Origin of the sequence: Tsukamurella sputi (genome assembly GCF_007858445.1) — a bacterium.
GTDB classification, from domain to species: domain Bacteria; phylum Actinomycetota; class Actinomycetes; order Mycobacteriales; family Mycobacteriaceae; genus Tsukamurella; species Tsukamurella sputi.
Window position 1 is genome coordinate 547,714 of sequence record NZ_VIGV01000003.1, and the last position, 12,700, is coordinate 560,413.

At 71.1% G+C, this 12,700-nt stretch carries 11 protein-coding genes; 4 read left to right on the top strand and 7 right to left on the bottom strand.

Features of this window, described 5'->3' with window-relative positions; all coding sequences use genetic code 11:
* Positions 1-45 precede the first annotated feature (45 nt).
* On the top strand, positions 46-495 hold the full coding sequence (locus FK268_RS12135) for a hypothetical protein (protein ID WP_146434282.1): 450 nt from the start codon (positions 46-48) through the stop codon (positions 493-495).
* A 244-nt stretch (positions 496-739) separates the two neighbouring features.
* On the opposite strand, the gene FK268_RS12140 is transcribed toward FK268_RS12135, so the two are convergent.
* The 6 genes from FK268_RS12140 to FK268_RS12165 are packed head-to-tail and all read right to left on the bottom strand — an operon-like array spanning position 740 to position 7,588.
* Complete coding sequence (locus FK268_RS12140) at positions 740-2,950, bottom strand: AAA family ATPase (protein ID WP_146434284.1); 2,211 nt, start codon at positions 2,948-2,950, stop codon at positions 740-742.
* Positions 2,951-3,001: 51 nt separating this feature from the next.
* Positions 3,002-3,898, bottom strand: a complete 897-nt coding sequence (locus FK268_RS12145) for a CDP-alcohol phosphatidyltransferase family protein (protein ID WP_193560275.1) — start codon at positions 3,896-3,898, stop codon at positions 3,002-3,004.
* Positions 3,895-4,617, bottom strand: a complete 723-nt coding sequence (locus FK268_RS12150) for a phosphatidylserine decarboxylase (RefSeq protein WP_146434286.1) — start codon at positions 4,615-4,617, stop codon at positions 3,895-3,897. The genes FK268_RS12145 and FK268_RS12150 overlap by 4 nt, the downstream gene beginning before the upstream one ends.
* 59 nt (positions 4,618-4,676) lie before the next feature.
* The gene (locus tag FK268_RS12155; RefSeq protein ID WP_146434288.1) at positions 4,677-4,985 is read right to left on the bottom strand and encodes a GlsB/YeaQ/YmgE family stress response membrane protein; all 309 of its coding nucleotides are present in this window, start codon (positions 4,983-4,985) and stop codon (positions 4,677-4,679) included.
* Between the two features lie 9 nt (positions 4,986-4,994).
* Positions 4,995-6,209: a molybdopterin molybdotransferase MoeA gene (locus tag FK268_RS12160; RefSeq protein ID WP_146434290.1), complete on the bottom strand. Its 1,215-nt coding sequence runs from the start codon at positions 6,207-6,209 to the stop codon at positions 4,995-4,997.
* Entirely contained in the window at positions 6,209-7,588 is a 1,380-nt protein-coding gene (locus FK268_RS12165) for a M20/M25/M40 family metallo-hydrolase (RefSeq protein ID WP_146434292.1), read from the bottom strand. The genes FK268_RS12160 and FK268_RS12165 overlap by 1 nt, the downstream gene beginning before the upstream one ends.
* A 74-nt stretch (positions 7,589-7,662) precedes the next feature.
* Here FK268_RS12165 and FK268_RS12170 point away from each other — a divergent pair, with 74 nt between their 5' ends.
* Together FK268_RS12170 and FK268_RS12175 are read left to right on the top strand one after the other, a co-directional pair.
* Positions 7,663-8,829, top strand: a complete 1,167-nt coding sequence (locus FK268_RS12170; protein ID WP_146434294.1) for a DUF7373 family lipoprotein — start codon at positions 7,663-7,665, stop codon at positions 8,827-8,829.
* A gap of 75 nt (positions 8,830-8,904) precedes the next feature.
* A complete protein-coding gene (locus FK268_RS12175; protein WP_146434296.1) occupies positions 8,905-10,083 on the top strand; it encodes a DUF7373 family lipoprotein in 1,179 nt (392 codons plus the stop codon).
* A gap of 54 nt (positions 10,084-10,137) precedes the next feature.
* On the opposite strand, the gene FK268_RS12180 is transcribed toward FK268_RS12175, so the two are convergent.
* On the bottom strand, positions 10,138-10,599 hold the full coding sequence (locus tag FK268_RS12180; RefSeq protein ID WP_146434298.1) for an SRPBCC family protein: 462 nt from the start codon (positions 10,597-10,599) through the stop codon (positions 10,138-10,140).
* Positions 10,600-10,876: 277 nt separating this feature from the next.
* Here FK268_RS12180 and groL point away from each other — a divergent pair, with 277 nt between their 5' ends.
* Positions 10,877-12,499, top strand: a complete 1,623-nt coding sequence (gene groL, locus FK268_RS12185) for a chaperonin GroEL (RefSeq protein ID WP_146434299.1) — start codon at positions 10,877-10,879, stop codon at positions 12,497-12,499.
* The last annotated feature ends 201 nt before the right edge of the window (positions 12,500-12,700 follow it).

Consider the following 12,700-nt stretch of genomic DNA (forward strand, 5'->3'; position numbering starts at 1 on the left):
GTGTCGTTCTTTTCAGATTCTACCGGTAGGCATGTCGGGAGCTACATGGACCAGTCGACGGATCGTCCGACCACTTCGACGGGGCGACTCGCCCGGGGCGCGTTCGCCCTTCTCGCGGCGGGAGCGCTCGCGCTCGGTGCCGCGGGCTGCGATGACGGCCGCACGGACACCCCCGCCGCGACGGTCACGCTCCCCGCGACCTTCCCCAAGGACGAGGTGCCGCTCGTCGACGGCAACCTCATCGACGCGGGTGAGCGCTCGCAGGGCGGCGTCACCGTCTTCAACGTGACGGTGCAGGCCGGTGACGGCGGATACGAGAAGGCGAAGCGCAAGCTCACCGACGCGGGCTACACGGCGCTCGGCGCCGGCGCGGGCGGCCCCGAGAACGCCTCGCAGTCCGCCCAGTTCTCCGGCAAGGGCTACGTGATCACCGTGAGCTCGGTGCAGGCCGCGGCCGTCCCCAACGCCGTCTTCTACTCGGTCAGCAAAACGTAGCGCGTTCCCGAACCGGGTCAGGAATCGACGACGGCGAAGTATTTCCGGCCTGACCTCGTTGAACGCCGGTTTCCGAGCCGGTTCCTCCACACAGATGCGTACCTAACGTGTTCTGTCCAGGAGGTTCTCGCTCTGGTCCGCAAGGGCTGGCACCGGGGAGTGACCGATTTCTGAAACCGGGCTCCCGCTCGATCACGGGGGAACTGCTTCGCTCCGTGTCTCCTGAGACCCGGTTTCTGAACCGCTACCCCCGACGGTCCGCGTAGGCCTGCAGGTCCGCGACCTGCGCGGGGTCGAGCGAGGGCCGCACGGCCTGCCGCGCCGCCTCCACATCCGCCGCCGTGACGGTCGCGGCATCCAGGTCGCGCCGCATCGCGGTGAGCGCGGCCTCGCGCAGCAGCGCGCTGCAGTCCGCGGCCGAGTAGCCGTCCAACTGCTCGGCGAGCGCCGGCAGGTCCACGTCGTCGGCCAGCGGGATCGACCGCGAGCTGGTCCGCAGGATCTCCGCGCGGGCCTCGGCGTCCGGCGGCGGCACGAAGATCAGCCGCTCCAACCGGCCGGGCCGCAGCAGCGCCGGATCGACGAGATCGGGGCGGTTCGTCGCGCCCAGCACCACCACGTCGCGGAGGGGTTCGGCACCGTCGAGCTCGGTGAGCAGCGCGGCGACCACCTTGTCGCCCACCCCGGAGTCGCTCGACTGCCCGCGGCGCGGGGCCAGGGCGTCGACCTCGTCGAGGAAGATCAGCGACGGTGCGCTGCCGCGGGCCCGGGCGAAGAGGTCGCGGACGGCCTTCTCCGATTCGCCGACCCACTTGTTCATCAGCTCCGCGCCCTTGACCGCGTGCACCGACAGCTGGCCCGATGCCGCGAGCGCTCGGACCACGAAGGTCTTGCCGCAGCCGGGCGGGCCGTAGAGCAGCACGCCGCGCGGCGGCTCGACGCCGAGGCGGGCGAAGGTGTCGGGGTGGCGCAGCGGCCACAGCACCGTCTCGGTGAGCGCCTGCTTGGTCTCGACCATGTCGCCCACGTCGTCGAGGGTGATCGATCCGACGGAGACCTCCTCCGTCGCGGACCGGGACACCGGCCGGATCACGCTCAGCGCGCCGAGCAGGTCGGGCTGAGTGATGGAGATGGCGGCGTCCGTCCCGACCACGCGGGCGGCCGCCCGCAACGCGCCCTCGCGGCACAGTGCGGCCAGGTCGGCCGCCACGAAGCCGGGCGCCCGCAGCGCGATCTCGTGCAGGTCCAGCTCCGACGTCGGCGCCTCGCGCAGGAGCAGGTCCAGCAGCTGTTCCCGCTGCTTCGCATCCGGCAGGTCTACGGTGACCGTGCGCTCGGCCAGGTCGGGCTCGCGCAGCCGCGAGTCCAGCTCGCCGGGCGCGGAGGTGGTCGCGAGCAGCGCGACCCGCGGCGTGGCGACGGCCCGTCGGAGTTCGTCGAGGATCATCGGCGAGACCGGTTCGCGGGTGGCGGGCAGCAGCGCCTCCACGTCGCGGACCAGCAGCGCCGCCCCGGAACCATCGACGTGCTCTCGCACGCGCGCCACCGCGTCGCGCACCCGCGCCAGCCGGGCCTGCGGCTCGAGCGCGCCGGTCAGCGCACCGTCGAGCTCCACGAGGGGCCGCGGCGCCACGACGGACCGCGCGACGGTGGCCTTGCCGCCGCCCGTCGGGCCGGTGATGAGCACGCCGAGGCGGGCGGGTGCGCCCAGCTTCTCCAACAGCTCCGGCTCGTCGAGCGCGAGCGAGAGCCACTCGGTGAGGCGGCGGACCGCGCTCTCCGCGCCGACCAGGTCCCCGACGGGGCGCACCGGCGGCGTCTCGACGTCGGGCACCTCCTCCGTGAAGGTCACTGTCTCCGCCGGGCCGGTCTCGGCCGCCGCGGGGACGGCGACACCGGATTCGTCCGCCCACAGCACCGCGGAGTTCGGCTGCACGGACACCGGGCCGGGAGCGGGATCGACGGAGACCACGGTGAGCAGCTCGTTCGTCCAGGTGATCCCGACCAGCCGCGAGAGCTGCTGGACGGCCTCCGCCGTCGACGTTCCGGGACCGAGGTCGCGCGGCAGCAGCGAGACGCTGTCGCCGGGCATCATCACCTTGCCGAGCAGCGCCTGCCGCAGGGCCGCGCCGTCGAGGGCGTTGCGGGTGAGCGCGCTGCCGCGCAGCAGCACGCGCTTGGCCCCGTAGACGGTGGCGGGCGAGATCACGACGGTCGCGTCCTCACGGAGGCCGCAGTTGGTGATGGTCAGCTCGTCCAGGAGAGCGACTCCCGGCGCGGATCCGACGGGTGCGGCCGCGACGACCGCCGCGGTGCGGCGCGCGCCGAGCAGTTCGATCCCGTCCCACTCGCGCAGGCCGAGCGCCGCGAGGGCCTCGGGATGGATCCGGACGATGCCCCGTCGCGCCTCGAGGGCCGAGGTCTGCAGGCGGACGGTGAGCGAGAGGGTCGACACGCCGTCCACACTAGTTCGCGATGCCGCCGGTCGGCGGCCCGCGCGGCGGCGTCAGTCCTCGCGGGTGGGGCGGCGCAGGCCCAGGCGGGCGGCGGACCGTCGGGGACCACGTCCAACGGTGGCGGCCCGACGGTTGGGACGCACCGCGCGCCGCTGCTCGCGGCGCATCTGCCGCCGCTCCGCGGGCTTGTTGTCCCAGGCCTCGGGTCGGGCGACGACCCAGCGCTTGGACCGCCACGCGAAGGGGATGTGCAGCAGGTAGATCGCGATCACCACGAGCAGCGCGATGTACGGGTAGGTGAGGATCAGCGCGGCCAGGCCCGCGACCAGCACGAGCACGCCGGCGGCCTTCGCGGGCTGCACCGTCATGGTCTTGAAGCTGGACGTGGGGATGCGCGAGACCGTCAGCGCTGCGACGAACAGCGTCCACACCGCGACGGTGGGGGTGCTGACCCACCAGCCGTCGCCCCACTCCTGGCGGGCCGCCAGCGGGGCCAGCACCAGCAGCGCCCCGGCGGGCGCGGGCACGCCGACGAAGAAGTCCTTGGTGTACGCGGGTGCCGTCGGGTCGGCGGCGAGGGTGTTGAACCGCGCGAGCCGCAGCACCATCGCCACCACGAAGAGCAGCGCCACGATCCAGCCGGCGGGCGAGCCGGGGAAGCACACGAAGTACAGGATCAGCGCCGGCGTCACGCCGAAGTTGATGGCGTCGGCCAGGGAGTCCAGCTCAGCGCCGATCTTCGTCGAGGCGCCCAGCAGGCGGGCCACGCGGCCGTCGAGACCGTCGAGGATCGCGGCGACCACGACCAGCATGAGCGCCAGGTCGACCTTGCCGTCCGCGGCGAAGCGCACGCCCGTGAGGCCCGAGCAGAGGGCGGCCACCGTCAGAACGGACGGCAGGATCATGACGCCGACGGGGCGGTGCTGCTCGGCGGGCGACTCGGTCACGGCAGTCGCGCGATCACGGTCTCGGCCGCCACCGCGCGCTGGCCGCTGTAGACGGTCAGCTCGGTGCCGGCGGGGAAGTAGGTGTCGACGCGGGAACCGAACCGGATGATGCCGTAGGTCTCGCCCAGTTCCAGGGTGTCGCCGGGCGCGCAGTCGGTGCGGATGCGGCGCGCCACCAGGCCCGCGATCTGGACGACGCCGACGGGGCCGTGCTCGGTGGCCAGACGCACCGTGGTGCGTTCGTTGGCATCGCTGGCCTCGGGGAGGTCGGCGGAGAGGAACTTCCCATCGGTGTGCACCACGGAGTCGACGACGCCCGCCAGGGGCGCCCGCTGCACGTGCGCGTCGAACACCGACAGGAAGATCGAGACGCGGGGGAGGGGCTGATCGCCCAGGCCCAGCTCGCGGGGCGGGACGTGCTCGTCGACGAGGGTCACCTCGCCGTCCGCGGGAGCGACGGCGACGCCCTCCTGCGTGGGCGTCACGCGCGGCGGATGCCGGAAGAAGGCGGCACATGCGGCGGCGGTGACCAGGGCGGGAACCCGGATCCAGCCCTTGCGGTAGCCGACCGCCGCCACCCCGAGGGAGCCCGCGATGAACGGGGTCCCCGCGGGGTGCAGCGGCGGAACGGTGTGCCGGATCAGCTCGGTGATGTGCTCGATACCGGTGGAGTGCTCGGTCAGATGCCCGTCGACCGGCGTGCGAGGTCGGCGCGCCACCTAACTTCCCTTCGATGCAGTGCTCATGTCGGGTGACATTCTCGCACCCGACGGGTCGATCACTTGCGTCCGGTGACCAGCTTCACGATGAAGAGCAGGATGCAGGCGCCGGCGATGGCGGTGAAGAAGGTGAACCAGTAGCCGCCGCCCTCGACGTTGACTCCGACCAGCTTCAGCAGGAAGCCGCCGAGCACGCCGCCGACGATGCCGACGACGATGTTGAGGAAGATGCCCTGGTCCTTGTCGGTGCCCATGAACTTGCTGGCGATCCAGCCGGCGAGGCCGCCGATGACGATCCATGCGATCCAACCGACCTTCGCGACGCCCGCAGCGGCGAGCAGGGCGGTGTCTGCGTACTGCGTGATCATGTGTGCCTCCTAGTGAGTGCCGGTCAGGTCGATCACGTCCACTGTCGCGCCCTCGGCCAGATGCTCGACCTCGGGCGGAACATCCAGCAGAGCGTCCGCCTGTGACAACCATCGTAAGTAGTGCGAACCGGACGCGCCGAGAACCGAGACCGAATCGGTACCGTCGTCCTCCGTGCGCAGGAGTCCGCGCAGGTACTGACGTTTCCCGGGGATCGAGTCCACCGCCTCGGTGAGTCGCGCCCGCCGCCGGGGGCGGTCCGCGGGCAGCCCCATCGCCGCCCGCAGGGCCGGGCGGAGGAAGACCTCGAACGAGACCAGGGCACTGACGGGGTTGCCGGGGAAGGTCACGAAGGGCACGCGCACGCCGCCCAGGTCGACGGTGCCGCAGCCCTGCGGCATGCCCGGTTGCATCGCGACCTTGACGAACTCCACGCCGCGGGCCGCCAGCGCGTCCTTGACCACCTCGTACGCTCCGGCGCTCACGCCGCCGCTGGTGACGACGAGGTCGACGTCGCCCGCCGCGAGGCGCTCGGCGAGGCGGCCGAGTAGCTCGTCGGCGTGGTCGGTGACGAATCGCAGCACCTCGGCGGTCGCCCCGGCCTCGCGGAGAGCGCTCGCGAGCATCGGGGCGTTCGACTCGTAGATCTGGCCGGGTCGCAGCGGCACACCCGGCTCGACCAGCTCGGATCCGGTGGACAGAACGGCGACGTGCAACGGAGCGGAGACGCGGACCGTCGAGTACCCGAGCGCCGCCAGGAGCCCGACGGTCGCGGGAACGATCCGTTCGCCGCCGCGCACCGCGACCTCGCCGGCCTCGATGTCACTGCCCGCGGCGCGGAAGAACCGGCCGGGCTCGGGCGACTCGTCGATCCGGACCTGCTCGGTCCCGCCGTCGGTCCGCTCGACCGGGACGATGGCGTCGGCACCGTCGGGCAGGGGAGCTCCGGTCATGATGCGGCACGCGGCTCGCGCGGGAAGAGAGGGCACGTCGACGCGCCCCGCGGGCACGTCGAAGGCGACCGGAAGCACCGCGCCCGCGGTGGCGTCGGCAGCGCGGACGGCGTAGCCGTCCATCGCGGAATTGGTGAAGGGCGGCAGCGAGATCGGTGCGACGAGATCGCGTGCGACGGTCAGGCCGACGGCCTGCTCGGGAGCCAGGTCGACGATCCGTGGCCGCGGCACCACCGCCGCGACCGCGCCCCGGTGCTCGTCGACGGACCTCATCAGGCGCGGGCTCCGGCGAGGCGGGTGAGCAGCAGAGCCTCGGCGAGGGCGGTGCGCCGCAGCTCCTCGGGGTCGACGGACTCGTTGGGCGCGTGGATCCGGCACTGCGGCTCCTCGACGCCGAGCAATGCGATCTCGGCGTTCGGAGCGGCCTTGCGCAGCTGCGTGCACAGCGGGATCGACCCGCCCTGGCCGCTGAAGGCGACCTCGGCACCGTCGTAGGCCTCCGTGAGCGCGGCGCGGAGCACGGCGTAGGCGGGGCCGGTGGTCTCGGCGGCGAAGGGCTCGCCGACGGACTCGACGTGCGCGTCCACGTGCGCGCCCCAGGGCGCGTTGTTGCGCAGGTGTGCGAGCAGCAGGTCGGCGGCGGCGCGCGGGTCGGTGCCCGGGGGAACCCGCAGGTTGAGCAGCGCGGCGACGCGCGGCGCGATCGCGGCGGCGGCCGTGGCGGTCGCGGGTGCGTCGAGCCCGATGACGGTGACGGCCGGCCGCGCCCACAGCTGATCGGCGATGGTCCCGGAGCCGAGGATCGCCGTGTCGTCGAAGAGCGCGGCGTCGGCGGCGAACTGCGCCTCGTCGTAGGGCTCCCCGGCCCAGCGGGCGGAGGCGTCGAGGCCGTCGATCGTGGTGTTGCCGAAGCCGTCGCGCAGCGTCGCGAGCAGCGCGATGAGGGCCGCGAGGGCGTCGGGTGCGGCGCCGCCGAAGGCGCCGGAGTGCAGGTCGGAGGTGCCGGTGCTGATGTCGACGCGAACGCTTGCGACGCCGCGCAGCGAGGTGGTCAGGGTAGGCCGCCCGACGGCGACGTTGCCGGTGTCGCCGATGATGATGAGGTCCGCCTGCGCCAGCTCGGGGCGCTCCGCGACGAGGTCCTCGAGGCCTTCGCCTCCGCCCTCCTCGGAGCCCTCGATGATGATCCGCACGCCCACCGGGAAGGTCCCGTCGGCGCCGCGGGCCGCCCGCAGCGCGGTGAGGTGCGCGACGAGGTTGCCCTTGCAGTCGGCGGAGCCGCGGCCGTACCAGCGTTCCGCGCCGTCGGCGCCGGGGCGCGGGGTGAGTGTGAACGGATCGGAGTCCCAGGCCTCGCGCGGGCCGGGCGGCTGGACGTCGTGGTGGCTGTAGAGCAGCACCGTCGGCGCCCCCTCGGGGGCGGGTGTGTGCCCGACGATCGCGATCGACCCGTCGGAGGTGGTGACCTGTTCGACACCGTCGATCCCGGCCTCCGCGAAGGCCTTCGCCACCCAGGCCGCCGACGCGGCGTTGGGCTCGGGGCCGAACTCGGGGGAGTCGTGCACCGACGGATGCGCGACCAGCTCCGCCAGGTCCGACCTGGCCCTCTCCATCAGGTCGGCGACGGTGTCCCGCAGGCTGCGCTCGGTCATCGACTCACCTTAGCGCGGCTTCAGTGCACGACATGCCACTCGTGGTTCACTTGTGTGACCCTGGAGGAGGATCCATGCTGCGAAAGACCTTTGTGGTGACGGGGGCGGCGCTGTTGCTCGCGGGCTGTTCGACGACGGTGACGGGTACCCCCGTGGCGGACCCCTCGGGCGTTCCGCGACCGGACACCGGTTCGTACGCCACCGAGCCCCGGGCGGTCGGCCCGATGACGGAGAAGGTGCAGGCCGCAGCGGAGGGCTTCCGGATGGTGGAGATCATTCCGCTTGCTCCCGACATCGACGGCGCGGTGCGGTACGGCGGCACGCCGGGCGTCGGCAGGCTCTCGGGCATCATCGGCTCCACCTTCGGCGACGGCGTCAGCAAGGTGCTCGAAGGTCTGGAGGTCGGGGCGTACACCTCGGCGGGCGACAGGGCGCCGGGTTCCGACGCGACGGTGATGGGGCGGAGCCTGATCATGGGGGTGTTCCGGTTCAAGGACGACGCGGCCGCGCGGGCCGCGGTCGACAACCCGGCGCTCTTCGTGGCGGACAAGGCGATCGGCAGCGACAAGCCGACGCCGAAGGTGGCGGTCACCGTACCGGGGTACACGGACGCGAAGGCCTACTCGGAGACCACTTCGTCCACCAGATCCATGGTCGGACTCGTCGCGAACGGGCGGTACGTCCTCGCCAGTTGGACGAGCGGCCCCGTGGAGTGGATCAAGAAGTTCTTCGACCTGCAGATCCCCGCTCTGAAGAGTTTCGTGCCGACGCCGGTGGACAAGTTCTCCACCCTCACCCGTGACCACGACGATCTGCTGAAGTACACGATCGCCGAGCAGAGCGCCACCGTCTTCCAGGCCACGTTGCCGGCCCGAACCTTGTTGCCCGCGCAGACGGACATCTCCGCCGCGAAGCAGGACCTCGCCGATACGGGCGTCGACTACATCGCGAACGCGGGCAACACCGTCTATCGGGCGAAGGACGCGGCGGGGGCGAAGACGCTCGGCGATCGGTCCATCGCCGAGACCCAGGCGATGCGGAAGGGCTCGACCGAGTCGACGGTGCGCGGTGTCCCGGGCGCACGCTGCCTGAACTCTCCGACGTACCCGGGTTCGAAGGACACCAGGACGTACTGCACCGTGCCGGTGGGGCGCTATCTCGCCGAGGTCACCGATCGGCAGGAGGCGCGGGCGAAGCAGGCGATCGGCGCGTCGTACCTGATCCTGCAGCGCGCGAAATGAGATATCGCGCGCCGCGGTCGGTCCGGGCGGCGAACCTGCATACTTGATCCCGCAGGGGGCGATATGAGGAGGGCCATGAAGAAGTCCGTCACGCTGATAACGGCGGCGCTGCTGCTCGCGGGATGTTCGACCACGGTGGACGGGACCCCCGTCGCCGACCCGTCCGGTGTGCCGAAGCCGGAGACCGGTTCGTTCGCGACCACGGCGCGCACTATCGCGCCGCCGACGCAGGCCGACGGTGAGGCGCTCGAGGGCTACCGGATGTCGGAGATCGTGCCGTACCTGTACGAGATCGATCAGACGATGCACTTCCAGGGCCACGTCGAGACGGGATCCCGGGACACGGTCCAGCGGGGCATGAAGAACCTCTTCGGACAGTCGGTCTCGGACGTCGTGGGTGCCAAGCCCGAGGCGTGGGTGACGGTCGGGATCGGTGACAAGCCGCAGGGCACAAAGTACGACTCGAAGACCAAGAACCGTGGCGAAACCGTCGCGGTCCTGCGCCTGGCGAATCCCGGCGACGCGGCGGCGACCGTCGGGCCGGCGCTGCGTGCTGCCGCGAAGGATGCGGCGGGCAGGACCGACCCGGCGAAGGTGGAGACCCGTATTCCCGGCTACGACGCGGCGGTCGCCTACACCCAGACCTTCGACTCCGCCGGTACGGCGACGGTGGCCTTCCTCGCGTACAAGCAGTACGTGATCGGCGCTTTCGGTGACTTCTCCGTCGACCAGATCCGCACCTTCTTCGACCGGCAGACCAAGGCGCTCGACGGCTTCCAGCCGACGCCTCTCGACAAGGTGAGCACGCTGCAGCGCGACGCCGAGGGCATCGCGAAGCTGACCCTGGCACCGTCGAAGAGCGACGGCGGCTACTCCCTCCCCGGGCGCGCCGCGGTACTGCGGCAGACCGACGTCTCCCGGTCGGTGAAGACCTTCGCCGACGCGGGCGTCGATGTCGTCGGCACCGGCGGGAGCACCGTCTACCGGGCGAAGGACGCGGCAGGCGCGACGCACGTCGTGAACGAGTTCGCGGCGGAGAACAAGGAGGCCTTCCCGAAGGCCGACGAGGAGAAGGTGAAGGGCGCGCCGGGCGCGGTCTGCCTCACCTACCCCGTATACGACGGTGCCACGACGAAGAACACGTGGTGCGCCGTGGCAGTGGGCCGGTACGTCGCGGAGTTCGCTTCGCAGCAGCGCCAGGAGGCGCTCCAGGGGATCGGCGCGGCGTACACGATCCTCAAGTCCAACGCGTAGGCGCAGACGGGAAAGGGCGCACCCGCCGGGTGCGCCCTTTCCGGTTCCGTGAGGTCAGGCCGCCTCGGCCTCGGTCTTGATGTGCGAGAGGGTCTGTTTCATGCCGACCAGCAGGCCGCGCTCGAAGTCCTCGTTGCCGCCGAGGAGGGCCGCGACGAGGGTGCTGCTCAGCGCGGTCGTCTTGCCGCCCGCCGCCTCCCGCCGCTCGACGACGGTGGTCTTGTCACCGTCGGCCACGAGCGTGAAGCTCCAGACGGTGTGGTTCTCGGCCACGCGGAAGGCGATGCGCTCGTTCGGCGTGAACTCGGTGACCTGGGTGTTCGTGGGCCAGACCTTCCAGCCCTGACGGTTGATGTTCAGCATGCGGGTGCCCTGCTTGATCGGGCCACCGAAGACGAACACCTTCTTGCACTGCGGGCTGCGCTCGCCCATCTTCGCCAGGTCGGACACGGCGGCCCAGACCTTCTCCACGGGCGCGTCGATCACGACGCTGGACTCCAATACGGGGGTTGCCATGACCGGATCCTACCCAGCGGTAGGAACCGCCCGACGGTGCCGTCTTTCCGCCCGGGGCGGACGGGGCGGGATCGACCTTGCACTCGGCACCGCCGAGTGCTAGAAACGACTTAGCACTCGGATAACGTGAGTGCTAGGTCAGGTAGGTGAGACCGGGCCCTTCGTGCGACGCGCGGAGGTGACACGCCGGGTCGTCCGTCGCGGGCACCGAATCGACCTAGAAGACGTGTCCAAAGTACGGGCCGAACAGGCCCCTATCTGGAGGAATCACTTCGCAATGGCCAAGATCATCGCGTTCGACGAAGAGGCCCGCCGCGGCCTCGAGCGGGGACTGAACGCCCTCGCCGACGCCGTCAAGGTGACGCTCGGCCCCAAGGGCCGCAACGTCGTTCTGGAGAAGAAGTGGGGCGCCCCCACGATCACCAACGACGGTGTTTCCATCGCCAAGGAGATCGAGCTCGAGGATCCCTACGAGAAGATCGGCGCCGAGCTCGTCAAGGAGGTCGCCAAGAAGACCGACGACGTCGCGGGCGACGGCACCACCACCGCCACCGTTCTGGCCCAGGCGCTCGTGCGCGAGGGCCTGCGCAACGTGGCCGCGGGTGCGAACCCGCTGGGCCTCAAGCGGGGCATCGAGAAGGCCGTCGAGGCCGTCACCGAGCACCTGCTGAAGGCCGCCAAGGAGGTCGAGACCAAGGAGCAGATCGCTGCTACCGCGGGCATCTCGGCCGGCGACCCCGCCATCGGTGAGCTCATCGCCGAGGCCATGGACAAGGTCGGCAAGGAAGGCGTCATCACCGTCGAGGAGAGCAACACCTTCGGTCTCCAGCTGGAGCTCACCGAGGGCATGCGCTTCGACAAGGGCTTCATCTCGGGCTACTTCGCCACCGACGCCGAGCGTCAGGAGGCCGTGCTCGAGGACGCCTACGTGCTGCTCGTCTCGGGCAAGATCTCGACCGTCAAGGATCTGCTGCCGCTGCTGGAGAAGGTCATCCAGTCGGGCAAGCCGCTCGCGATCATCGCCGAGGACGTCGAGGGCGAGGCCCTGTCGACGCTCATCGTCAACAAGATCCGCGGCACCTTCAAGTCGGTCGCCATCAAGGCCCCCGGCTTCGGCGATCGCCGCAAGGCGATGCTGCAGGACATGGCCATCCTCACCGGTGGCCAGGTCATCTCCGAGGAGATCGGCCTGTCGCTCGACACCGCCGGCCTCGAGGTCCTGGGCCAGGCGCGCCAGGTCGTCGTCACCAAGGACGAGACCACCATCGTCGACGGTGCCGGTTCCAAGGAGCAGATCGAGGGCCGCGTTTCGCAGATCCGCGCCGAGATCGACAACAGCGACTCGGACTACGACCGGGAGAAGCTGCAGGAGCGCCTCGCGAAGCTGGCCGGCGGCGTCGCCGTCATCAAGGCCGGTGCCGCCACCGAGGTTGAGCTCAAGGAGCGCAAGCACCGCATCGAGGATGCCGTGCGCAACGCCAAGGCCGCCGTCGAGGAGGGCATCGTCGCCGGTGGTGGCGCTGCTCTCGCGCAGTCGGGCACCGTCTTCGACTCCCTCGCTCTCGAGGGTGACGAGGCCACCGGCGCGAACATCGTCAAGGTCGCGCTGGACGCTCCCGTCAAGCAGATCGCCGTCAACGCCGGCCTCGAGCCCGGCGTCGTCGCCGAGAAGGTCCGCAACTCGCCCGCCGGCACCGGCCTCAACGCCGCCACCGGCGTGTACGAGGACCTGCTGGCCGCCGGCATCAACGACCCGGTGAAGGTCACCCGCTCGGCGCTGCAGAACGCAGCCTCGATCGCGGCGCTGTTCCTCACCACCGAGGCCGTCGTCGCCGACAAGCCGGAGAAGGCCGGTGCCCCGGTCGATCCGACCGGCGGCATGGGCGGCATGGACTTCTAAGTCCAAGCCACTCGGATCAGGATCTCCGGGCCCGGCATCGTCGTCCGCGACGGTGCCGGGCCCGCCCCGTTTCCGAATTTCGGGTTGTACGAGGGTCGGCGGCAGAATCAGCCGCCGCCGCTTCGCAGAACCCGAACTTCGGAACGCACCAGACCAGCGGGCCGCGGTGAGCGGCGCGTAACCACCTCCATCATCCGTATC

What these genes read in the sequence shown, in the direction of transcription:
- FK268_RS12170 (WP_146434294.1), top strand. Translation starts at nt 7,663, where the DNA reads ATGCTGCGAAAGACCTTTGTGGTGACGGGGGCGGCGCTGTTGCTCGCG.
- FK268_RS12135 (WP_146434282.1), top strand. Translation starts at nt 46, where the DNA reads ATGGACCAGTCGACGGATCGTCCGACCACTTCGACGGGGCGACTCGCC.
- groL (WP_146434299.1), top strand. Translation starts at nt 10,877, where the DNA reads ATGGCCAAGATCATCGCGTTCGACGAAGAGGCCCGCCGCGGCCTCGAG.
- FK268_RS12180 (WP_146434298.1), bottom strand. Translation starts at nt 10,599, where the DNA reads ATGGCAACCCCCGTATTGGAGTCCAGCGTCGTGATCGACGCGCCCGTG.
- FK268_RS12175 (WP_146434296.1), top strand. Translation starts at nt 8,905, where the DNA reads ATGAAGAAGTCCGTCACGCTGATAACGGCGGCGCTGCTGCTCGCGGGA.
- FK268_RS12160 (WP_146434290.1), bottom strand. Translation starts at nt 6,209, where the DNA reads ATGAGGTCCGTCGACGAGCACCGGGGCGCGGTCGCGGCGGTGGTGCCG.
- FK268_RS12165 (WP_146434292.1), bottom strand. Translation starts at nt 7,588, where the DNA reads ATGACCGAGCGCAGCCTGCGGGACACCGTCGCCGACCTGATGGAGAGG.
- FK268_RS12155 (WP_146434288.1), bottom strand. Translation starts at nt 4,985, where the DNA reads ATGATCACGCAGTACGCAGACACCGCCCTGCTCGCCGCTGCGGGCGTC.